At 65.2% G+C, this 21,762-nt stretch carries 23 protein-coding genes; 5 read left to right on the forward strand and 18 right to left on the reverse strand.

What is annotated here, in order from left to right:
• Window positions 1-79 precede the first annotated feature (79 nt).
• Window positions 80-436, reverse strand: coding sequence for a helix-turn-helix domain-containing protein (locus ACMHYJ_RS10300; RefSeq protein ID WP_414246083.1), 357 nt, complete (start codon window positions 434-436; stop codon window positions 80-82).
• A 123-nt stretch (window positions 437-559) separates the two neighbouring features.
• Between ACMHYJ_RS10300 and ACMHYJ_RS10305 the strand changes: the two genes are divergently transcribed.
• A complete protein-coding gene (locus ACMHYJ_RS10305) occupies window positions 560-1,327 on the forward strand; it encodes a winged helix-turn-helix domain-containing protein (protein ID WP_414246084.1) in 768 nt (255 codons plus the stop codon).
• 45 nt (window positions 1,328-1,372) lie between these two features.
• Here ACMHYJ_RS10305 and ACMHYJ_RS10310 read toward each other — a convergent pair whose 3' ends face one another.
• Window positions 1,373-2,623 carry a D-amino acid dehydrogenase gene (locus ACMHYJ_RS10310; protein WP_414246085.1) on the reverse strand — a complete coding sequence of 417 codons (1,251 nt, stop codon included), beginning with the start codon at window positions 2,621-2,623 and terminating at the stop codon, window positions 1,373-1,375.
• Between the two features lie 376 nt (window positions 2,624-2,999).
• Between ACMHYJ_RS10310 and ACMHYJ_RS10315 the strand changes: the two genes are divergently transcribed.
• Window positions 3,000-3,488, forward strand: coding sequence for an Lrp/AsnC ligand binding domain-containing protein (locus tag ACMHYJ_RS10315; RefSeq protein ID WP_414246186.1), 489 nt, complete (start codon window positions 3,000-3,002; stop codon window positions 3,486-3,488).
• Window positions 3,489-4,122: 634 nt separating this feature from the next.
• Here ACMHYJ_RS10315 and proB read toward each other — a convergent pair.
• The 11 genes from proB to ACMHYJ_RS10370 form a co-directional block, all read right to left on the reverse strand.
• Window positions 4,123-5,280, reverse strand: a complete 1,158-nt coding sequence (proB, locus tag ACMHYJ_RS10320) for a glutamate 5-kinase (protein WP_414246086.1) — start codon at window positions 5,278-5,280, stop codon at window positions 4,123-4,125.
• 168 nt (window positions 5,281-5,448) lie between these two features.
• On the reverse strand, window positions 5,449-6,531 hold the full coding sequence (gene obgE, locus ACMHYJ_RS10325) for a GTPase ObgE (RefSeq protein ID WP_414246087.1): 1,083 nt from the start codon (window positions 6,529-6,531) through the stop codon (window positions 5,449-5,451).
• Window positions 6,532-6,599: 68 nt separating this feature from the next.
• Window positions 6,600-6,860, reverse strand: coding sequence for a 50S ribosomal protein L27 (gene rpmA, locus ACMHYJ_RS10330; RefSeq protein WP_414246088.1), 261 nt, complete (start codon window positions 6,858-6,860; stop codon window positions 6,600-6,602).
• A gap of 18 nt (window positions 6,861-6,878) precedes the next feature.
• Entirely contained in the window at window positions 6,879-7,190 is a 312-nt protein-coding gene (gene rplU, locus ACMHYJ_RS10335; protein WP_414246089.1) for a 50S ribosomal protein L21, read from the reverse strand.
• A 160-nt stretch (window positions 7,191-7,350) separates the two neighbouring features.
• Window positions 7,351-7,773 (reverse strand): DUF2231 domain-containing protein, encoded by a 423-nt coding sequence (locus tag ACMHYJ_RS10340; RefSeq protein ID WP_414246090.1) that lies wholly within the window; start codon window positions 7,771-7,773, stop codon window positions 7,351-7,353.
• 4 nt (window positions 7,774-7,777) lie between these two features.
• Window positions 7,778-8,116: a hypothetical protein gene (locus ACMHYJ_RS10345; RefSeq protein ID WP_414246091.1), complete on the reverse strand. Its 339-nt coding sequence runs from the start codon at window positions 8,114-8,116 to the stop codon at window positions 7,778-7,780.
• 840 nt (window positions 8,117-8,956) lie between these two features.
• Window positions 8,957-10,183, reverse strand: coding sequence for a bifunctional glutamate N-acetyltransferase/amino-acid acetyltransferase ArgJ (gene argJ / locus ACMHYJ_RS10350; RefSeq protein ID WP_414246092.1), 1,227 nt, complete (start codon window positions 10,181-10,183; stop codon window positions 8,957-8,959).
• Between the two features lie 219 nt (window positions 10,184-10,402).
• Window positions 10,403-10,930, reverse strand: a complete 528-nt coding sequence (locus tag ACMHYJ_RS10355; protein ID WP_414246093.1) for a MarR family winged helix-turn-helix transcriptional regulator — start codon at window positions 10,928-10,930, stop codon at window positions 10,403-10,405.
• A 104-nt stretch (window positions 10,931-11,034) separates the two neighbouring features.
• Window positions 11,035-11,799, reverse strand: a complete 765-nt coding sequence (locus ACMHYJ_RS10360; protein WP_414246094.1) for a lysophospholipid acyltransferase family protein — start codon at window positions 11,797-11,799, stop codon at window positions 11,035-11,037.
• A gap of 13 nt (window positions 11,800-11,812) precedes the next feature.
• Window positions 11,813-12,211, reverse strand: a complete 399-nt coding sequence (ruvX, locus tag ACMHYJ_RS10365) for a Holliday junction resolvase RuvX (RefSeq protein WP_414246095.1) — start codon at window positions 12,209-12,211, stop codon at window positions 11,813-11,815.
• Window positions 12,212-12,284: 73 nt separating this feature from the next.
• Window positions 12,285-12,881, reverse strand: a complete 597-nt coding sequence (locus ACMHYJ_RS10370) for a YqgE/AlgH family protein (protein ID WP_414246096.1) — start codon at window positions 12,879-12,881, stop codon at window positions 12,285-12,287.
• A gap of 69 nt (window positions 12,882-12,950) precedes the next feature.
• Between ACMHYJ_RS10370 and thiD the strand changes: the two genes are divergently transcribed.
• Genes thiD through hemL form a run of 3 tightly spaced genes read left to right on the forward strand, consistent with a single transcriptional unit; the run spans window position 12,951 to window position 15,746 of the window.
• Window positions 12,951-13,808, forward strand: coding sequence for a bifunctional hydroxymethylpyrimidine kinase/phosphomethylpyrimidine kinase (gene thiD / locus ACMHYJ_RS10375; protein WP_414246097.1), 858 nt, complete (start codon window positions 12,951-12,953; stop codon window positions 13,806-13,808).
• Window positions 13,805-14,446 carry a thiamine phosphate synthase gene (gene thiE, locus ACMHYJ_RS10380; RefSeq protein ID WP_414246098.1) on the forward strand — a complete coding sequence of 214 codons (642 nt, stop codon included), beginning with the start codon at window positions 13,805-13,807 and terminating at the stop codon, window positions 14,444-14,446. The genes thiD and thiE overlap by 4 nt, the downstream gene beginning before the upstream one ends.
• A 22-nt stretch (window positions 14,447-14,468) precedes the next feature.
• The gene (gene hemL / locus ACMHYJ_RS10385; protein WP_414246099.1) at window positions 14,469-15,746 is read left to right on the forward strand and encodes a glutamate-1-semialdehyde 2,1-aminomutase; all 1,278 of its coding nucleotides are present in this window, start codon (window positions 14,469-14,471) and stop codon (window positions 15,744-15,746) included.
• Window positions 15,747-16,191: 445 nt separating this feature from the next.
• On the opposite strand, the gene ACMHYJ_RS10390 is transcribed toward hemL, so the two are convergent.
• Genes ACMHYJ_RS10390 through ACMHYJ_RS10410 form a run of 5 tightly spaced genes read right to left on the reverse strand, consistent with a single transcriptional unit; the run spans window position 16,192 to window position 21,757 of the window.
• The gene (locus tag ACMHYJ_RS10390) at window positions 16,192-17,034 is read right to left on the reverse strand and encodes a symmetrical bis(5'-nucleosyl)-tetraphosphatase (protein WP_414246100.1); all 843 of its coding nucleotides are present in this window, start codon (window positions 17,032-17,034) and stop codon (window positions 16,192-16,194) included.
• A 2-nt stretch (window positions 17,035-17,036) separates the two neighbouring features.
• Window positions 17,037-18,233: an LPS export ABC transporter permease LptG gene (gene lptG / locus ACMHYJ_RS10395; protein ID WP_414246101.1), complete on the reverse strand. Its 1,197-nt coding sequence runs from the start codon at window positions 18,231-18,233 to the stop codon at window positions 17,037-17,039.
• Window positions 18,234-18,275: 42 nt separating this feature from the next.
• Window positions 18,276-18,980: a monofunctional biosynthetic peptidoglycan transglycosylase gene (gene mtgA, locus ACMHYJ_RS10400; protein ID WP_414246102.1), complete on the reverse strand. Its 705-nt coding sequence runs from the start codon at window positions 18,978-18,980 to the stop codon at window positions 18,276-18,278.
• Window positions 18,977-19,870 carry an energy transducer TonB gene (locus tag ACMHYJ_RS10405; protein ID WP_414246103.1) on the reverse strand — a complete coding sequence of 298 codons (894 nt, stop codon included), beginning with the start codon at window positions 19,868-19,870 and terminating at the stop codon, window positions 18,977-18,979. The genes mtgA and ACMHYJ_RS10405 overlap by 4 nt, the downstream gene beginning before the upstream one ends.
• Before the next feature lie 6 nt (window positions 19,871-19,876).
• Entirely contained in the window at window positions 19,877-21,757 is a 1,881-nt protein-coding gene (locus ACMHYJ_RS10410) for a ribonuclease catalytic domain-containing protein (protein ID WP_414246104.1), read from the reverse strand.
• Window positions 21,758-21,762: the final 5 nt, after the last annotated feature.

Genomic DNA, 21,762 nt, shown 5'->3' on the forward strand with positions numbered 1-21,762 from the left:
AGCGCGGTTCGCCCCGGGGCAGCCTGCGCCGGGGCCGTCAAGGGGGCGGACGCTTTGGCTGTTCCTGGGGGCCGGGCTTTTATGATTGCAGTTTTTCGATCAAGACGGCCACCGCCGATTCGATGGCGTCGCGGTCTTTTGCTTTCAGGGCCCAGAACAAGCGAGGTTCGATGGATGGAAACGGCCAGGGCTGGGTGGCTTCGCGCATGGCGTCTTCCGGCTGGGCGGGCGACTGGTCGCCTTCGCCGTGCATCAGCCAGTAGAAACTTACGCCCAGTATCTGGGCGATTACCGTCAGTTTCTTTGAAGATCGCCGGCTGCCGTTTTCGTAGCCCGAAATCGCGCTTTGCGACAGGCCGCACAAACGCGCCAGCTGGGCCTGAGACAGCCCCAATCTGGTACGACTCAAAAGGATTCGATCGCCAAAGGTTTCCACCCCTTTATTGGACTAAAAAGGTGTATTACATTGGTGTTTTTATAAGTATTACAAACGTAATATTTCTGGATGGCAGATAACCAACCCCTTCGCCCGGCAGGGCGGGGCTTTTCGCATACAACGATGAAAAAAAACCAGAACCCGAAAGATAAATCCCAACAATCCCGGCTGGTCTGGGTCTTGGCGCCCGATGACCAAGGCTGGGGAAATCGCCTGTCCACAGAAGGCTACCAGGTGCGCTGTTTCGAAGAAGAAGCCGAACTTCGACGCCGGCACCGGGGGCTGGCGGGGCAGCCGCTGCATGCGGTGGTCTTGATGGGGGAAGTCGCCGCCAACTGCAAGGTGGCGCAGCAGGTGCGGTCGCGCGGGGGGCAGACCCTGATGGTGGCCCGCACCCGCTTATTGTCCAGGGCCGAAATCGCCGCGCTGCTGAGTCAAGGCGTGGATAGCGTCCTGCGTCCGAAAGACAATGCGCACACCTTGATGGCGGTGCTGCGCGCGCTGGAATACCGGCAGGCGCAGCAGGCCGCGACGGTCGAGGCGCCTTGGCGCCTGTCGGATGGCGTGCTGGGCAGTCAATATCGCATTGGCCCTTGGCGGCTGGACGAAAAGGGCTGGCTGCTGGTGCATGAAGACACCGGAAGTCTGCGCCTGACCCCGGCCGAGCGCGCCCTGCTGTTGGGGTTCTTTGAAGCGCCCGGCCATGTCGTGGCGCACCGGGAGCTCCTGGATGCCGTCCTGCAAATCTGGCCGGAGGATCGTCACCAGGCCCTGCTTGATCAGGGGTGCCGGGACCTGTTCAGCCGTTTGCGCCGCCGGGCGGAAAGTGCGGGAATGCCCCGCCCGCCCATAGAAAACCTGCTGGATTACGGCTACGTCTGGACGCTCTGAGTCCGATGCGGCGGGCCGCCCGCCGCATCGGGCGGGCCGGCGGGGTCAGCGATAGCGCTGTACGCCCAGGTCTTCGCTGCGGATGGCGGTGGCTTTGCCCGACACAATATCGGCAATCAGCTGGCCACTGCCGCAAGCCATGGTCCAGCCCAGGGTGCCATGGCCGGTGTTCAGATACAGGTTGCCCAGCTTGGTGCGCCCCACGATGGGGGTGCTGTCCGGGGTCTTGGGGCGCAGTCCGGTCCAGAAATGCACGTCGCCCGGTTTGTAGCAGCCCGGGAACAGGTCGTTCAGCACCATTTCCAGGGTGCGCTGACGGCGGCTGTCCAGGTGTGTGTCGTAGCCCACCACTTCGGCCATGCCGCCCACCCGGATGCGCTGGTCGAACCGGGTCAGGGCGATTTTATAGGTTTCGTCCAATAGGGTGGATACCGGGGCGCGGTCGATATTGTCGATATCGACGGTGATGGAATACCCTTTCATCGGGTAGATGGGCAAGTCCACGATGCCGCGCAGCATCAGGGGCGAATACGAACCCAGGGCCACCACGTAGGCATCGGCCTGCATCAGCCCCGAGGCGCATTGCACGCCAGTGACCTGGCCGCCCGCCTGATGCACCGCCTGGATGACTTCGCCGTAGCGGAACTGCACGCCTTGCGCTTCGGCCAGCCGGGTCAGGGCATGGGTGAACAGGTGGCAATCGCCGGTTTCATCGTCCGGGGTGCGCAGGCCCCCCACCAGTTTGTGCTGCACTTGCTTCAAGGCGGGCTCGTATTCGGCCAGGCGGTCGCTGGTGAGCAGCTCGAATGCCACGCCGGCATCGCTCAATGCCTGGACGTCGCGCTGGGCATCATCCAGCTGCTTCTGGGTGCGGAACACCTGCAAGGTGCCCTGGCGGCGGCCTTCGAACTGGATATTGGTGTCGGCCTGCAGCTGGTGCAGGCACTGGCGGCTGTAGGCCGACATGCGCAGCATGCGCTCTTTGTTGATGGCGTAGCGCTGCGGGGTGCAATTGCGCCACATGTCGAACATCCAGCGCAGCTGGAACAGGCTGCCGTCGGGGCGGATGGTCAGCGGGGCATGCTGGGTAAACAGCCATTTGAAGGCTTTCAGCGGGATGCCGGGGGCCGCCCATGGAGAGGAATAGCCAAAAGAAAGCTGACCCGCATTGCCGAAACTGGTTTCTTCGGCGGTGTTGGATTCACGGTCGATGACAGTGACGTCGTGCCCCTGGAGAGCCAGGTAATAGGCGCTTGTGACCCCCACAACGCCGGCTCCTAGAACCAGAACTTTCATGATGAACCTCAGTGGATTAATTTTTAATGATGATAGGCAATATCTTCAGGTATATTTTTATGAAAAAAACAGTTTTTCGATAAATTCATGGTGAAAATGCGTACTGGCTGCTGGCCTGCAGGACAAAATGCTGGCAACATCCAAGCCATGCGGAAAAACGGGAAAACCCATGTTTTTGCGGCAGGTTTTACGGCCTGGGCCTGCGGTTTGGCCAGGGGCTGTTTGCCCCTGTTTTAGGCCCAATGCCGAGATATTGCAAGCCGCATGCGCTTGGGTTCGCGGGCCGCCCGACCGTCCGGCGCCGGCGGCCCGGCGATCGCCGAGAGGGCGCCGGCCCGTTTCGTGGGCGGCCCGTGTGCGAATTTTGGAGAACATGATGCGAGTACAGAAAGAATCCCTGCATGCCCTGGACAAGATCGACCGGCGGATTCTGGATCTATTGCAGCGGAATGGGCGCCTGTCGATGACGGAGCTGGCCGACGCGGTGGGCCTGACCGTCACGCCGTGCATCGAGCGAGTGCGTCGCCTGGAACGCGATGGCGTCATCACCGGCTATTACGCCCGGGTCTCGCCGGCGGCTCTGGACGCGGGCCTGCTGGTGTTTGTCGAGATCAGCATGTCCAGCAAGTCCGAGCGCACTTTCGAGGAGTTCCGCCGCGAAGTGCTTTGCATTCCTCAGGTGCTGGAATGCCACTTGGTGTCGGGGGATTTCGATTATCTGGTCAAGGCGCGGATCAAGGAAATCAGCCAGTACCGCAACCTGTTGGGCAATATTCTGCTGCGCTTGCCCGGTGTGACGCAGACGAAAAGCTGCGTGGTGATGGAGGAAGTGAAGGAAACGCTTTTTTTGCCGGCGCAAAAGTGAAGGGCTGGTGCGCTGGGGTGATCTGGGTTGACGCGGCTTGAATAGCGTTTTTCTGCGTTGGGGCTGGTGCTTGGTTTGGATATTTCTACGTTGAACGGCTCGCGGCGGCCTGGCGGGGGCGGGAGACACAGGTCGCGATTTGGCGGCTTCGCCGGGAGTGTTGGGGGGTTGCTCGTATAGTTGACTGGCGCCCTTAGCTGGGCAGTAGCAAACTAAAGTTGTCAGGATGCCGATACACCGTCTACAGTTGTTTGTTCGCGTTCTTAAGAGGCCTGCATATCGCTGTTCAAGGCGCTGCGCGAACATTCATGGTGCTGATTTTGCCATGAGTCGAGTCGTCGTCCGCAGCGCCGCCTTATTGTGGATCGCTGCATGTTGCCGACAACCCATGCCACAGCTTTTATCATGACCGGCGGCCCCGAGTTGCTGCTCACGGTGTCTCTCCTGTCGTCAATCGTTGATTGGAGGGGCTGGGGGGCATTGTTGGAGCCCACCCCAACCAACCCGGCGCAGCCGCCAAATTGCGACCGATGCCCCCCAGCCCCTCCAATCAACGATGAAATCCCTGTGAGGCACATCCCTCCAAAGCAAATCCCCGAAGCAAATCCCCGAAGCACCACCCCCCACCACCTGATTAACCAGCGCTCCCCCCTCGCGCCGCCACCACCAGATTGTCCCGATGAATCAGCTCCGGGTCATGCACATGACCCAGAATCTCCGCAATGCGGTGGCTGGGCTGCCGCAGAATCCGCGCAGTATCCGCCGACGAATAATTGGTCAGCCCCCGGCCGCATTCCACCCCATGCTCGTCCACGCAGGCCACCACATCCCCGCGCTCGAACTCGCCTTCCACCGCCACCACCCCGATAGGCAGCAGACTGCGGTGGCCCTGCGTCAGCGCCCGCACCGCCCCCGCGTCCAGCGTGACCCGCCCACGCAAGCGCAAATGATTCACCATCCAGCGCTGGCGCGCGGAGCGCACCGGCAAAACCGCCTGCAGTTCCGTGCCGATGGGTTCTCCCGCGGCCAGCCGCTGCAGCACGGCGTGTTCGCGCCCGGAAGCGATGATCGTGTGCCCCCCGCTGTTGGCCGCCCGCCGGGCCGCCAACACCTTGGTCAGCATCCCGCCCGTGCCGATGGTGCTGCCCGACCCGCCCGCCATGGCTTCCAGGGCCGGGTCGCCCGCCTGGCCCTGGTGGATGAATTGCGCATCCGGGTGCTTGCGGGGATCGGCGCTGTACAAGCCCGCTTGATCGGTCAGGATGATCAGCACGCTGGCTTCGACCAGATTGGTCACCAGGGCGCCCAGGGTGTCGTTGTCGCCCACCCGGATTTCATCCGTGACCACGGTGTCGTTTTCGTTGACGATGGGAACCACGCCCAGATTCAGCAAAGTGACCAGCGTGCTGCGGGCATTCAGGTAGCGGCGACGGTCGGCCAGGTCTTCGTGGGTCAGCAGAATCTGGGCTGTGCGGATGCCGTGGCGGGCGAACGCGGCCTCGTAGGCCTGCACCAGCCCCATCTGGCCGACGGCCGCCGCCGCCTGCAGTTCGGGCATGGTCTTGGGCCGCCGGGGCCAGCCCAAGCGGGCCATGCCTTCGGCAATCGCGCCGCTGGATACCAGCACCAGCTGGCGGCCCGCCGCATGCAGCGCGGCGATTTGTTCGGCCCATTGGGCCACGGCGGGCAGGTCGATGCCCCGGCCCTCGTTGGTGACCAGGGAAGACCCCACCTTCAGAACCAGCCGGTGAGCGTTCAGGGCGACCGAAGGCGGTAAGGCGGAAGTAGGCATGGACGGCAAGGAGACAGAAAAATGTTGGGAAAGCCCGTGTCTCGCAGGCGGGGCACAGGCTGGCGGTCATCGGAATGCAAAAGGGTGAATGCCGGATGACGGGGGCGCGGCGCGCGGGCGGTCAGCCGGACGGCACCGTGCAGCCCTGGCGGGGCGGCGGTGGATGGGTCATGGCTGGCCGATGCGTGGATCGTCCGTGAATCGGGGGTCATCGTCGCGGGCATGGGCTGTGCGCTGCTGTTCATCCAGCCAGGACTGGATCGCCCCCATGAGTTGCGGGGTGCCGGCCCCGGTCAGGGCGGAAATCCCGAACACCGGGCCGTTCCAGTCCAGCGCTTGGCAGATGCGCGTCTGGACGGCGGCGGGGTCTTCGACCATGTCCAGTTTGTTCAATATCAGCCAGCGGGGCTTGGCGGCGAGCTCCGGGCTGTAGCGGTGAAGCTCCTGGGCGATGGCGCGGGCGTCCTGGACGGCCTGGGCGCAGGCGTCGACGTCGGGATCGGGGGATTGCACGTCCAGCAGGTGCAGCAGGACGCGGGTGCGGCTGAGGTGGCGCAGGAACTGGTGTCCCAGGCCCGCGCCTTCAGAGGCCCCTTCGATCAGGCCGGGGATGTCGGCGATGACGAAACTGTGGGCGGGCGAGGTGCGCACCACCCCCAGGTTGGGGTGCAGCGTCGTGAAAGGATAGTCCGCGATCTTGGGTTTGGCGTTGGAGACCCGGGCGATCAGCGTGGATTTCCCGGCATTGGGCATGCCTAGCAGGCCCACGTCGGCCAGGACTTTGAGTTCGAGCCGCAGGCGGCGTTCTTCCCCCTCGCGCCCCGGGGTGAACTGGCGCGGCGCGCGGTTGGTGCTGGATTTGAAGTGCAGATTGCCCAGCCCGCCCTGGCCGCCGGCAGCCAGAACCACCTGCTGGCCGTGCTGGGCCAGGTCGAATAGCTGTTCGCCGGTATCGGCGTCGTGCACCACCGTGCCCACGGGCATGCGCAGCACGATGTCCGGCGCGCCTGCCCCGTATTGGTCGGAGCCCCGGCCGTTTTCGCCGTTTTTCGCCCGATGCAGCCGCGCATAGCGGTAGTCGATCAAGGTATTGATGTTGCGGTCGGCGATCGCCAGTATGGATCCGCCGCGCCCGCCGTCGCCGCCATCGGGTCCGCCCATGGGGATGAATTTTTCCCGGCGGAAACTGGCAACGCCATTGCCGCCTTTGCCGGCAATGACTTCGATGGTGGCTTCGTCTACGAATTTCATGATGGATATTCTATGAAAAAAAAGACCCTACCGGGTGGGCAGGGTCTTTGGGGTGATTCCGGTGGGAATCAACTGGCGGCGTCGACCGAAACGGTGCGTTTATTGAGCGCGCCTTTGACCGAGAATTTCACAGTGCCGTCCACCAGGGAAAACAGCGTGTGGTCTTTGCCGATGCCGACATTGACGCCGGGGTGGAACTGGGTGCCGCGCTGGCGGACGATGATGCCGCCAGCCGAGATGACCTGACCGCCGTAGACCTTGACGCCTAGGCGTTTCGATTCGGAGTCGCGGCCGTTGCGCGTTGAGCCGCCGCCCTTTTTGTGTGCCATGAGAGTGCTCCTGGGGGATTAGGCCGCAACCGCGTCAATGCGGATTTCGGTGTAGTTTTGACGATGGCCCTGGTGCTTTTGATAGTGCTTGCGCCGGCGCATCTTGAAGATCTTGACTTTGTCGTGACGACCTTGCGCAAGAACGGTGGCTTTGACAGCGGCACCAGCGACGAAAGGCGTGCCGATTTGCAGCGATTCGCCTTCGCCGACCGACAATACCTGGTCAAGCGAGATTTCTTGCCCAATGTCTGCCGGTATCTGTTCGATTTTCAGTTTTTGGCCGGCGCAAACGCGATATTGCTTGCCGCCGGTTTTTATGACCGCGTACATGGGGGATTCCTGTGAAGTTGCCCGGGGGTTTCCATTGGCCCGCCCGGGCCAGCCAAGGCCAGAGGCGGGGCAAATAGGGATATCCGGGACTGCTAAAAAAGCCGTGGCCGATATATAGCCACAACCAAGCCGGGTATTTTCGCAGATTTCTGCTTATAAATCAATCGTCGGGTGCTTGGCGCCCGATGCCGTAGCCATATACCAGACGGCCGCCCAGCCAGCCGCCGACCGCCAGCGCGACGAAGCCGGCCAGATCCAGGGCCAGAGACCAGCGATCCGGGGCAAGGGCTTGCCAATGATCCAGGCCCAGCACAAGACGCGCCGAGTACAGGCTGAAAGCAGTCAGCATGAGCCCCATGTGCAGGTAGACATCACGCAGTGCCGGGCCGTCCGGCACGCGTGACAGCTCCATGACGCCGGCCGCCATCGCCGGCAGGGCGATCATACAGCCCACGGCAAGCAGCCCTGCCGACCATTGCCAAACGAACTCTCCCAGCCAGAGACCGGCGAAATCCGCCAGTGTGGCCAATGACCAACACGTCACCGGGAAGTGAACCAATGCGGGGTGTAGAGGATGGCGCATGGCGTTACAGCACGACGCTCAACAGCGTCAAGAACCCGATCACGGCGACCAAAGCGTGGACGATTACCACGGCTTTGGGCGGCAGCCGCTTGCGGGCATGGAAGGAAACCAGGAAAAAGCCGCCGAGCGCCGCGATGAGCAGCAGAATAAAGCCGACCAGCACCGGTTGCGACGCGGCCCCCTGGGCCAGCGCGAGAATCAGCAGGATCAGCCCGGCGGCCCCCAGCAAGGCATGCAGCACGGATAATGCCCAGGGGGCGAAATGGCCACGCAGCACATGGGCGGCGAGAATCAGGCCACCTGCAGCCGCGATGGCAAAGAGGATAATTGCAGCGGAAATCATTTTTTGTCCTTGGGTCGTGGGATCGGATCTTGGAAGTCCCCATTTTCTTGGGGACACCAGATAGATGCTCGCCGGTCGGACAACGTTTCAAATGATCAAGTTCAGTGGGAACTGGCCGTTGATGTTTGCACACGCTGCCGCTGTTTTGTTTAGCGCAGTGTCGCCGTTGGTTCTTTAGCGGGATATCGCCGTTGTGTGGCGGGGCCGGGGGACGCAGGTCGCACGTTGGCGGCTTCGCCGAAGGTGTTGGGGTGGGCTCCGACAGCGCCCTCCGGCCCCGCCACACAACGGCAGCCGACAGCCGAAACAATGCTGAAAACCAAGCGTGCTGCCGCTTGTCGTCGCAGGGCAGAAGAAACACGATAGGCGCACTGCCATCGTCATGGCATGACTAAGACACGGCACTGGGCACGCGCCACCGAGAGGCATCGCATTCACCCCAGGGCCGCGTCACAAAAGAAGACACTACCCCGTCTTTGCGTAGATCGTCATCGCTGGAGAGGGATCGGACACTATTCGCAGGTTGTCGAAGCCAAAAGGGGACTTAGCACGGTTCGTGAATCGCCGCGGCCCCAGGGCTTGACTCTTGTCGTGAATCGCCGTGGCCCCGGGGCCTGGCTCTTTTCGTGCATCGCCGTAGTTCCAGGGCTTAACTCTTTTCGTAGATCGTCGTGGCCGGGGGGAATGGGGCATTGTTGGAGCCCACCCCAACACCTTCGGCGAAGCCGCCAAATTGCGACCTGTGCCCCATTCCCCCCGGCCACGACGATGAGCTGCGATACGGCTATCTCAACCCCCCCGAGCCTCAAGACCCCCCAATTGCTTCAACCCACACCCGGATCAAGACCGATAATCCGCATTGATACTCACATATTCATGCGAAAAATCGCACGTATACACCGTATCCGACACCGCGCCGCGCCCCAACGCCACGCGCACCAGAATCTCGGCCTGCGCCATCACCCGCTGGCCGTCGGCCTCTTGGTAGGCCGGATCGCGCCCGCCCGCGGTGGCTACCTGCACATCGCCCAACCAGAGCGTCAGCTTGCCGACGTCCAGATCGTCGATCCCCGCATAGCCGATCGCGGCCAGGATGCGCCCCAGGTTGGGGTCGGACGCATAGAACGCGGTCTTGACCAGCGGAGAATGCGCAATCGCATAAGCCACCTTCAGGGCTTCTTCGGTGCTGGCGGCCTGCTCGACCTGGATGGTCATGAACTTCGTGGCCCCCTCGGCATCGCGCACGATTTTCTGGGCCAGATCGCGGGCCGCGTCGGTCAGGGCCTGCGCCAGCGGCGCGTAGCGCGGGTCTTGGGTGGATTCGATGCGCGCCCCGCTGGCCCCGGTAGCCAGGAGGATGAAGGAATCGTTGGTGGAAGTGTCGCCGTCCACCGTGATGCGGTTGAAGGATTGATCCGCAATCTGGCGCGTCAGGGTTTGCAGCAGGGCGGGGGGCAAGCCCGCATCGGTGGCCAAATAGCCCAGCATGGTGGCCATGTTGGGGCGGATCATGCCCGCGCCCTTGCTGATGCCCGTGATGGTGACCGTCGTGCCGCCCAAATCCAGCTGCCGCGAGTGGATCTTGGGCTGGGTGTCGGTGGTCATGATGCTGTGGGCGGCTTCAAACCAGTGGTTGGGCTGGGCGTCGGCCAGGGCGGCGGGCAGGGCGGCGATCAGGCGATCCACCGGCAGGGGTTCCAGGATGACCCCGGTGGAAAACGGCAGCACCTGCCGCGCGTCCAGGCCCAGCAGCGCGGCCAGGGCCGTGCAGGTTTCGTGGCTGGCCTGCAGGCCGGGCGCGCCCGTGCCGGCATTGGCGTTGCCTGTGTTGATCACCAGTGCGCGGATGTCCTGGCTGCCGGCCAGGTGGGCTTCGCAGACCTGCACCGGCGCGGCGCGAAAACGGTTGCGCGTGAACACGCCGGCCACGCTGGTGCCCGCGTCCAGCAGCAGGACGGTCAGGTCGCGGCGGTCTGCCTTGCGGATGCCGGCCTCGGCCGTGCCGATACGGATGCCCTGGACGGGGAAAATGGCGTCGCGCGCCGGGATTTGCAGATTGATGGCCATGGTCGCCTTGTGTTGAAAGCGCCCCGGGTGGGCTGCCGGGAATCCGGGTGCCGTGAGCCCGTGGGCAATGACGCAAAAAACAAACCCCCATTCTATGCCGAATGGGGGGGTATGGGCCGGGATGCCTGGTGTGCGGCCTGCTTGGTTTGATCGCGTGAATGTGTTGGATGCCCGGGCTCGTCGGGCAAGGCGCAAACCGCAGTGATGGCAGCCGCTGGATCAGGCCACAGGCAGCCGCGCGTGGGTGGATTGCTTCAGGTCGCCCAGCAGCTCGAACAGCGTGTTGCGGGCGGTGGGTGCCAGGCCGCCCATCAGGGATTCGATCCAGGTTTCGTGGGCGCGCTGCATGCGGCGATGGTAGCGTTTGCCCTTGGGCGTGAGGCGGATCAGGGAGCTGCGGCGGTCGCTGTCGTCTTTCAGGCGTTCGACCAGGCCGTCTTTTTCCAGCTGGTCGGTGATGCCGGTGATGTTGCCGTTGGTGACCATCATCAGGCGTGAGAGTTCGCTCATTTTGAGGCCCCGGGGGGCGTGCGTGAGCTGCGACATGAGGTCGAAGCGCGGCAGCGTGGTGCTGAATTCGCTGCGCAGGCGGCTGCGGACTTCGTTTTCGATCAGGTTGCAGCAGCTGATCATGCGCAGCCAGAGGCGCAGGTCGGTGGCTGCGCCGACGGCGCGGGTTTCGAGATCGGGGGCGATGGACGCCACGGCGGGATGTTGCGTGGCGGCATAGGAGGAGTAGTCGGTCATGGCGCCTGGGCCGTCGCGGCGGCCGCTGAAGAAAGTAAATGACAGACTCAGTGTAGGGTTCGATTCTTCAATTGTCCTTGTTCTGGGTCAAGAAATTTGAAGTTTTAAGGTGCTGCGTTCTGGTTGCCCGGATTTGGGGCTTTCAGGTGCCGGGCCACCGCCGCATGGGTGCGTTGGGCCAGGAGGCTGCGGGTCTGGCCGGGCGCGGGCGGGATGGGCGGCAGGAAAGTGCAGTCGACGCGCACCCCTCGGCGGCCCAGCAGACGCCACAGATTGGCCACCAGGGTCTGGTCGCCGACAAAGGCCAGGGACGGCGCGGGCCGGCCCCGGTGCAGAAAACGCAGGGCGATGGGCTGGACGGGGACGGTGGCCTGGATGGCGGGCTCGAACAGGCCCGCATGAAAGGGCTTGACGTCGGCGCCTTCGGTGGAGGTGCCTTCGGGAAACAGGCCGACCACGTCGCCCTGGTCGAAACAGGCCTGCATCTGCTGGCCGGCCAGGCGCACCGCGTGGCGGTGGGCGCGGTCGATGAACAGGGTGCCGGCCCAGGCGACCAGCAGGCCCAGCACCGGCCAGCGGCGGATATCGCTTTTGGCGACAAAGGAGGTGGGGCGCACGCTGTTCAGGACAAAAATGTCCACCCAGGAGATGTGGTTGGCCACCCACAGAACCGCCCCCTCCCGCACGGGGCTGCCGTCGACGTGGACGCGGATGCCGCACAGGGTCATCAGGCCGCGCGACCAGGCGCGGACGACCTGCCGCCGCCGGGGGCGGCGCAGCCAGGGGAACACGATCAGTTCGGTCAGCAGGCCGGCGGCGATCCAGAGGGCAACCGGCAAGGCTCGGGCCAAAAACAATAGCGGCGCCAACAGGGCCTCTCCTTTATTTTTCCAGCGCATCCAGGTAGCGCTGCAGAATGATAGCAGCCGCCATGGCGTCGTCCGGGGCGTTGGTGCCCAGGGCCTGTTGGGCTTCGCGGCTGGAGCCGCGCTCGTCCACCAGCACGACCCGCGCATGAAAGCGCCCTTCGAGCTGGTGGGCGAAACGGCGGCTGTGCTGGGATGCGGGCTGTTCGCCGCCGTCCAGGGTCAGGGGCAGGCCGACGATCACGCGATCCGGCTGCCAGGTTGCCAGCAGATCGGCGACCTGGGTGAAGCGCTGGTCGCGGGTGGCGGGGGTCAGGATGCACAGGGGGCGGGCTTGGGCCGTGAGCGTGTTGCCCAGCGCAACCCCGATTTTTTTCAGGCCGAAATCGAAGGCCAGCAAGACTTCTTCTGACATTGCCAAGGTGTTGAAAAAGAAAGGGGGAAAACGGCAACAGCGCCGGGACGCGGGGCGCCCGGCACTGTTGCCGTCAGGCGTGGCCCGCGGCGCCCGTCAGCATGGATGCGCGTATCCCCAACTGGGCCAGTGCGGCGTCGTAACGCTGCTCGGCCGGCGTTTCAAAGAGGATTTCATGGGAAGCCAGCACGTTGAGCCATGCGTTGCGGGAGAGTTCGTGTTCGAGCTGGCCCGCGCCCCAGCCGGCATACCCCAGGGTCACCAGCAAGCGGGCCGGGCCGTTGCCCGCGGCGACGTCTTGCAACACGTCGCGTGACGTGGTCAGGGCGACGTCGTCGCCCAAGGCGATACTGGAACTGTATTGGCCGCGCGGGACGTGCAGCACGAAGCCCCGGTCTGTCTGGACGGGGCCGCCGAAAAAAACGGGCGCCTCGCGCACGGGGCCGATTTCAAGCGACAGGGGAAGGTCGATGCGCTGCAGCAGATCGCCGATGGTCAGGTCGGTGGGCCGGTTGACCACCAGCCCCAGGGCGCCGTGTTCGGTATGTTCGCACACATAGATGACGGTGTTGGCGAGTTCGCCCGAGACCATGCCCGGCATGGCCAGGAGAAACTGCCGGGACAGATCCATGCGTGCATCGCCGGTGGAATCATGTGGTTCTGTCGTCATGGCAAACCTCCTGAAGTTTGGCTATGCGCCCTTATGCCTAGAGTATCAGATTTGGGGCAATCCATTAGAATGGACGCCATAGTACCCAATCCGGCAGCTGCACTGCTGTTTTTTATCCGCATCATGGTGTCTCCCCTGATTTCCTCTCTTTCCCTGCCGCTGATCATCGGCCCGCACGACCCCACCGGGGCCGCTTGCCTGCCGGCGGACGCGGTTGTTTGCGCGGGCCGCGGCCTGCATGCGGGGTCGGTCATCACCGCCTTGCATATCCAGGACACCAGCGGGGTCGAATCCATTTTGCGCCTGGCCCCCGAGCACATCGACGACCAGGCCCGCTGCCTGCTGGAAGACATGGCCATCGGCGCCATCAAGATCGGCCCGCAATACGATCCCGAAACCATCGCGGTTCTGGCCCAGGTGGCAGCCGACTACAGCGCGCTGCCGCTGGTCTTGCAACTGTCCAATCCACCGGCGGTGCCGGACTTGCTCGACCTGGACGCGGATGACACCCTGGGAGCGGCGCTGGATTTGCTGGTGCCCCAGGCCAGCGTCGTCATCGTCGACCCCGGCCAGGCCGAACACTGGGCGCAGCAGGGCCTGCTGTCGGCCACCCGGGCCGCCGACCCGCTCGACGCGCTGCTGGAACTCGGGGCGAATACGGTGCTGTCGTGCCGGCCCGCTGCGCACCCGGGGTTCCAGCTGGCTCTGCGATCCGCCCCGCACAGCGAACGCCACTGGCCTTGGCCGGCTTCGCAGGTGCGGCCTGATGGCCGCGACGGCCTGCTGGCGACCTTGCTGGTCTGTGGCCTGGCCCAGGGCCAGGCGGTGGCCGATGCCTGCCAGCAGGCGGTAGAGACCGCCACGGGCATGATGGCCCACACGCTGCATCCCGGTATGGGGCGGCACATTTTGCGATACCTCCCATGACAGCACTACGATTTCCCCGCGGCCTGTATGGCGTGACCCCCGATTGGCCCGACACCGACCGGCTGCTGTCGGCCATCCGCCTGGCCCATGCGGGCGGCATGCGCGCTTTGCAGTGGCGCCGCAAGACCGGCGATGCCGCCCAGCGGCAAGCCCAGGCGCAGGCCGTGCTGGATCTCTGCCGGCTCCTGGGCTTGCCGCTGATCATCAACGACGATTGGCAGCTGGCCGCCCAACTGGATGCCGATGGCGTGCACCTGGGGCGCGACGATGCCCCGGCGGCCCAGGTGCGCCAGGCGCTGGGGCCGCATAAGCTGATCGGCTGTTCCTGTTATAACCAGCCCGACCTGGCCCGTCGCCAGCTGCAGGCCTCGGTGGACTATATAGCCTTCGGCGCGGTCTACCCGTCCCGGGTCAAACCCGATGCCGTGCAGGCCACGCTGGCCGACCTGCGCGCCGGCCGCCAGTTGACGCAGGCCTTGTCCCCGCGCCCCGCCGTGGTGGCCATCGGCGGCATTACGCCGGAGAACGCCGCCCCCCTGATTCAGGCCGGGGTGGACAGCATCGCCGTCATCAGCGCCATCTTCGACGCGCCCGACATCCAGGCCGCCGCGCAAGCGTGCAGCCGCCTGTTTTCCTGACCTTTTTCACTGGCGAGAACTCATGTCCCGTAATACTGAATTGTTCGACCGCGCCTGCAAGGCCATTCCCGGCGGGGTGAATTCCCCCGTGCGGGCGTTCCGCTCCGTCGGCGGCACGCCGCCCTTTATCCAACGCGCCCAGGGGCCGTATCTGTGGGATGCCGAAGGCACCCGCTATATTGATTATGTGGGCTCCTGGGGGCCCGCCATCCTGGGCCATGCCGACCCGGAAGTCGTGCAGGCCGTGCAGGCCGCCGCCAGCGGCGGGCTGTCGTTCGGGGCGCCTACCGAAGCCGAGATCGACATCGCCGAAGCCATCATCCAGCGCATCCCGTCCATCGAGCAGGTGCGCCTGGTCAGCTCGGGCACCGAGGCCACGATGTCGGCCATCCGCCTGGCGCGGGGCCACACCCAGCGCCATAAAATCATTAAATTCGAAGGCTGCTACCATGGGCATTCCGACAGCCTGCTGGTCAAGGCCGGGTCGGGCATGCTCACTTTCGGCAATCCGTCGTCGGCGGGCGTGCCACCCGAGTTCGTGCAGCACACCCTGGTGCTGGACTACAACGACCTGGCCGCCGTCGAGGCCGCCTTCCAGCAGTACCCCGACGAGATCGCCTGCATCATCGTCGAACCCATGGCCGGCAACATGAACCTGGTGCGCCCCGCGCCCGGCTTCCTGGAAGGCCTGCGCCGCCTGTGCACGCAGCATGGTGCCCTCCTGATCTTCGACGAAGTCATGACCGGCCTGCGTGTCGGCCCCCAGGGTATGCAGGGCCTGTGCGGCGTCACCCCCGACCTGACCACCCTGGCCAAGATCATTGGCGGCGGCATGCCCGTGGGCGCCTTTGGCGGGCGCACCGACGTCATGGCCGACATCGCCCCCCTGGGCGCGGTGTACCAGGCCGGCACCCTGTCCGGCAATCCCGTTGCCGTGGCCGCCGGGCTGGTCACCTTGCGCCGCCTGGCGCAACCCGGCTTCTACGAACAGCTGCACCGGCAAACCGGCCAGCTGATCCGGGGCCTGGCCGATTGTGCCCGGCGCCACCAAGTGCCTTTCAGCGGCGACTGGCAAGGCGGCCTGTTCGGTATTTACTTCAGCGATGCCGTCCCCACCACCCTGGCCGAAGTCTCCGCCTGCGACCAGGACGCTTTCAAGCGCTTCTTCCACGGCATGTTGTCCGCCGGGGTGCACTTCGCCCCTTCCGCTTTTGAAGCCGGTTTCGTTTCCATCACCCACGACGACGCCGTCATCCAGTCCACCCTGGACATCGCCGACCAGGTGTTTGCGCGCCTTTGACAGCGCTTTTCCGGCGTGCCGCTTGGATCATCCACAACCCAGCGCGCTTCGGCCGCGTTCTGTCGTGCATCAGCCGGGGCAGTTTCCAGATCGTTCCGGCAGTCACCATTGAAGCCATGCCTCGGCAGTCACATGGGGCCATGCCCCGATTGTCGGCAGTGGAGCCATCGTCGGCAGTCGTCAATGGGGCCATGCCCTGACAGTCGCCAGTAGGGCCATGCCCCGGTTGTCAGCAGTGGCGTCATACTCCGGCAGCCGTCAGTGGGGCGATGCCCGGTTGTCGGCAGTGGGGGTGCCAGGGGGCGGGGGGAACTGTTGGAACCCACCCCAATATCTTCGGCGCAGCCGCCAACTTGTGACCTGTTCCCCCCGCCCCCTGGCACCCCCACGAGATCAGACAAAAGAACGCCCAATCAGACAAAAGAACACCCAACGCAATCCACCATCAGGCCATCACCTGCACGATCTCCCCACCCCGCAGCCGATAAGCCGTCAAGGCCCGCCCCCAGACGCACCCCGTATCCAGACAGATCGCATCCGCCCGCACCATCAGCCCCAGCGCCGACCAATGCCCGAACACCACCGGCTCCGTCAAATCCCGCCGGCCCGGCAAATCGAACCAAGGCACCAGACCCCCTCCCGCAGCCGGCCCGCCCTTGTAGTGGAATTCCATCCGCCCATCCGACGCATGGCACATCCGCATGCGGGTCAACGCATTCACGATCACCCGCATGCGCGCCGGCCCCCGCAAGCCATCGTCCCACAGCAACGGTTCTTCCCCATAGAAATCATGCACCGCCCGCGGCCAGTCATCCCCTCGCAGCGCGGTTTCGATTTCCCCCGCCAGCTCCTGCGCCTGATCCAGCGTCCAGGCGGGAAAAATACCGGCGTGCACCATTACATGCCCGTGCGCGCGCAGCATCAGCGGCCGCCGGCGCAGCCAGTCGATCAATTCATCCCGATCCGGGGCCTGCAGAATATCCTGCAGCGTGTCGGATTTGCCGTGCTTGCGCACCCCGGCCGCCACCGCCAGCAAATGCAGATCGTGATTGCCCAGGATCGCCTTGGCCCGCTCCCCCAGGCTGCGGATCAGGCGCAGCGCCCCCAGGGAATCCGGCCCCCGGTTGACCAGATCGCCGGCAAACCAGTATTCGGCGTCGGGGCCCGACAGGGCCGGCTGCGCCAGCAGCGCCCGCAACGCCGCCGTGCAGCCCTGCACATCGCCGATGATCCAGATATCGCGGGCCGGTGCCACCCCGTCCGGGGCCGTTGCCAAGACGCCGGGCATGGTCAACTCCCGTGTCGAGGCAGCGGCGCTTGCCGCTGCAAGCGCCGCTGGCACCACCACAGGGCCAGGGGATGGCGGTGCTCCATCAGCAACAGCACCAGGAAAGCCACCCCCAGCCCCAACAGACTGGGCACCAGGGCGGTCGCCCAGGGCGGCCAGTCGCCCAGCATCCCCGCATTGAGCGCCAGCTGGTTCAGCATGAAAAACCCCACCCCCAGGATGATCCCCAGGAACACCTTCGCCCCGACCCCGCCGCGCCGCGTCTGCATGAATCCGATGGGCGTGGCGATCGTCATCATCACCAGCAGGGTGAAAGGGTAGGCCAGCTTGCGCCACAGCGCCACTTCCTGGCGGTCGGTTTGCAAGTGGTTGTTTTCCAGGTACTGGATGTAGTCCAGCAGATCAGTAATCGCCATGCGTTCCGGGGTCAGGACGCGCGCGATCAGGCGTTCGGATGTCAGGGACGTGGGGATGCTGCGCTGCGCCAGGCGGGTCACCTGGGCGATGGGGGATTTGGGCGCCTGGGCATCCGACAGAGCATTGGCCGACTGAGGGTGGATGCGGGTTTCAGTCAGTTGATCCAGCACCAGCCGGCCCTGGTCGAACCGACCGCGTTCGGCCTGCACATAAGCCCGCAGGGTGTCGTCGGGCCGGAATTCGTACAGCACCACCCCTTGCACCCGGCCTTTGCCGTCGAGCCGGTGGATGTTGATGACCCGCGTGCCGCCGCTGTCGGGGTCGGCCTCTTTGAACCAATAGCCGCTGGACAGGCGGCCGCCGTCCGTGCGGCCCAGCAGCGCCAGGCGCGATTCGCTGCCGTGCAGCTCGGCCGCGGGGGTAATGTATTCGGACAGTATGTAGGCGCCGGCCACCAGGGGGATGGCGATCAGCCACAGCGTGCCCAGCAGCTTCAGGCCGCTGACCCCGGAGGCGCGCAGAATGGTGAGCTCGTTGCGCTGGGCCAGGCCGGCCAGGGCCAGCACCGCGCCGATCAGCAGGCCGATGGGCAGCAGTTCGTACAGGTGGTTGGGCATGTCCAGCGCCTGCAGGTACAACAGGTTCGCCAGGGACAGGTGGTCGCCGACCTTGTCCAGGCCCTCGATGAGGGCAAAAAACATGAACAGCCCCACCAAGGCCACCAGGACGACCAGGGTGGAGCGGTAGATTTCTTGAGCAAGATAATGACGGGCTGTGCGCATGCGTGCCAGGACAGCGAAAACCTACATAGTACCCCGATCCGTTCAGGGGACTTCGACCAGCCGCATGCGCGCCTGCACGGTGCCGATGCGCGCACGCAGGTAGGCGGTCGGCCCGTGCGCGTCGTAGTAGGCGGGGTTGGGCAGCATGGCCGCCAGCTGCGCCGCCTGGCGGGCAGACAGCCGCGCGGCGCTGGTCTTGAAGTAATGCTGCGCGGCGGCCTGCGCGCCGAATGTGGTTTCCCCCCATTGGGCGACGTTCAGGTAGAGTTCCAGGATGCGCTGCTTGCTCATTACCAGTTCGATCATGTAGGTCAGGATGAGTTCTTGCCCTTTGCGCAGATAGCTGCGGGAATTGGACAGAAACAGATTCTTCGCCACCTGCTGGGTGATGGTGGACCCGCCCCGGCGGCGCGAGTTTCCTTGGGCCGCCTGGCGCTGGTTGTAGCGCCAGGCCTTGCGGATGGCATCCCACTCAATGCCGTCGTGGTCGATGAAACCGGAATCCTCCGACGCCACCACCGCCTGTTTCAGGGCCTTGCCGATCTTGTCGTAAGGCGTCCATACATACTGCAGCGTGGCCGAGGGATTTTGCCGGTGCGCGGCCTGCATCGTGTCGGTCATGACCGGCGTGACCCCGGGGTCGCGGAAATTGAACCAGACCACCATGCCGAACAGCCCGATCTGGTACAAAAAGCCCGCGCACAGGGCCAGCAGCATCAGGCCGGCCAGCCAGGAACGCAGCCTCATGGCTGCCCCGTATCCAGCAGGCCGTCCCGGGTGAAGTGCCAGGTGCGGGTGATGGCCAGGATGTCCGTGTCTCGGGCCAGCGCATCCGGCAGCGGGGGAAACGGTGCGGCCAGTTCGATGATGCGCCGGGCCGCGCTGTTCAGCACCGCCTGGTCGGCGGGGCGGTCGAACGCCAGGTGATCCAATTGGCCGTCGCGCCGGATGTAGACAGTCAGTTGCAGGTCGCCGTAGATGCGGCCGCGCGCCTGCGGGGGGTAGTGTTCCGTGCCGATCTGTTCAATGCGCTGGCGCCAGGCTTCGACGTAGGCGGCAATGTCCGCCGCCTGGGTGGAGGGGGCCGTGAAGGTTTGCCGGGGCAGGGCGTTGTAGTGCTGGATTTTTTCTTTCAGGGCCGCGATCCGGGCATTGAGCACCAGACTGTCCTGTTCGTGCTCGTCGTCGCCGGCCGTTTGGCCCTGGCCTAGCCAGCGCGGCGCGGCGCGGGCTTGCGCCACTTGGTCTTGGGCCTCCAGCTGCGTCAGCAGACGCCGTTGTTCCGCTTCCAGTTCGGCCTGGCGCCGCCGCATGGCCTCCAGGATGGTTTCCTGGACGGGGGTGTCCGTGGTGCGCGGCAGCACGCCGGCGGCCATCCCCTGGGCCTGGTCGCCGCCGCCGTCCAGATCGTGCTGGGCCAGGGCCTGGGGTTGCAGCGGGGCTTGCGGGCTGCGGCTGTTGACCAGAGTGATCTCCAGCGGCGCGGCGGCGGGACGGGGCGGGGGCGCCGCCCGGTGCCACAGCAGCAGCAAGCCGTGCACGCAGACCGACAACAGCAGGGCCAGGGCCATGCGGCTGCGGTTTTCGCGCGGCGGCTGCAACAGCTGCAGGGGCAGGGGGCGGGCCGGCTCGGTCATGGTCGGTCAGAGCGCCTCGCGCAGACGGCAGTCGATGTCCAGGCCGAGCTCGTCGCAGCCCAGGATGTCCAGCACCAGTTCCTGGCCGCGCTCGAAGGCGGGCAAGCCGTTGATGCGGGTGACCAGGGGGGCGCAGGCCAGGCGCACCAGGTTTTCGCGCAGCACGTGCGCGTGGACTTCTTTCAGGCCCTGCTGCTGCAGCCAGCGGATGCACCAGTAGCGTTCCAGGGCGGATTGGAACTCGCCCCACAGCGTGTACTGTGAATCGAAGGCCCCGATGAGAGCGTACAGATCGGCGTCTTTGGGTTTGTAGGGGGCCGCCAGGCGGGCCGACACGCCGTGTTCGGCGGCCGCCAGGATCTGGCCCTGGTTGACCAGATCCACATAGCGGCGCAGGGGCGACGTGGACCAGATGTACTGCGGCACGGCGATGGATTCGTGCGGCAGCGCCTGGGTGGACATGCGTGTGCGCCCCATCTGCTGCGATCGGTAAATGCCCGGCACCCCGTGGCGCGCCAGCAGGGCGCCCCATTGGGTATTGGCCAGGATCATGTATTCGGCCACCAGTCGCTCCAGCGGCGCATTGCGCCGCCGGGGGATCAGGCGGATGACGGCGTCCGGGTCGTTCGCGGGGCCGTCCAGCTCGAAGCTGTATTCGATGCGGTCGTTGTTCTCGGGCTTGCCGCGCACCTGGTCGCGCGCCGCGCACAGCCGCAGGGCGAACTGCCAGAGGGGCCGCAGCCAGTGGCCGTGGGGCAAGTCGGCGTCGGGGTCGGCCAGCGCTTCTTCGGTGACCTGGTCGCCCATGGCATCGTGGCGCAGGTTGGCCGCCACGCGGATGCGTTCCAGCCGGGTGTCGGCGGCCAGCACTTCGCCCGTGTGCCGGTTGCCTGTGACATATAGCGACAGCGTGGGCCGCCACTGTCCGGCGTCCAGGGAAAACGCCTGGATCAGCTCGCGCGGCAGCATGGGGATTTTGTCGCCCGGCATATAGACCGTGGACATGCGGCTGCGCGCCATGGCGTCGAATTCGCTGCCGCGCGGGGTGGCCAGCGCGGGCACGGCGATATGAATCCCCACCCGGATGGTGTCGTCGTCGATCAGGCAGACCGACAGCGCGTCGTCGATTTCGATGGTGCTGGAATCATCCACCGAGTACGCCTCGATGTCGGCCTGGGGGAGATCGGCGCCCCAAGGCTCGACCGCCACAGGCGGCCATTCGACGCCCTTGGGGAAATGCGTGGCCAGGAACCGCTGCCGCATCATGGCCAGCGGATTGGGCCATACCCCCAGGGCCAGCAGCAGTTTTTCCGGGCTGATGGCCAATTGCTGCACGGCGGCATCAAAGGCTTTCCATTGGAGGCTGTTTTTGTCGGGCTGATCCAGAAAGGTGGTGGCCACCGGGCGCAGGGCATCGGGCAGTTGGCCCGCCACCATGGCGTCTGTCCATTCTTGTTGCTGCTGCGCCTGCAGGCGCTTTTTCTCGATGGCCGCCAGGGCGGCCTTCAGGATGTCGGGCGGGGCCGGGCGAAACGCGCCCCGGCCCCGGCGGTGAAAATAGGCGGGGGCCGCGGACAGCGCCAGGATGACCGCGGTTTTCTCGACCGCGTCCGGTGCATGGCCGAAATAGTCTTCGGCCAGGACGGCGGCGTCGAATTCTTCTTGCGGCGCGACTTCCCACAGAAAATCGGGTTCCAGCGTGGCGGCCAGGGTTTCGGCCGCGGGCAGCAGGGCATCGGGCGCGGGCTGGGCGAACGTGAACAGCACCGCGTTGCGCTTGATCTTGCTGCGCTTGCCCGAGGCCGATTCCACCTGCAGGGAGGTGTCGGCTTCGGAAAAAATGGTTTCGGCTTTCAGTTTGCCGGCGTCTTCGTAGAGAACATGCATAAGTG

It is taken from the genome of Castellaniella hirudinis, from assembly GCF_047468865.1.
Taxonomy (GTDB): domain Bacteria; phylum Pseudomonadota; class Gammaproteobacteria; order Burkholderiales; family Burkholderiaceae_B; genus Castellaniella; species Castellaniella hirudinis_A.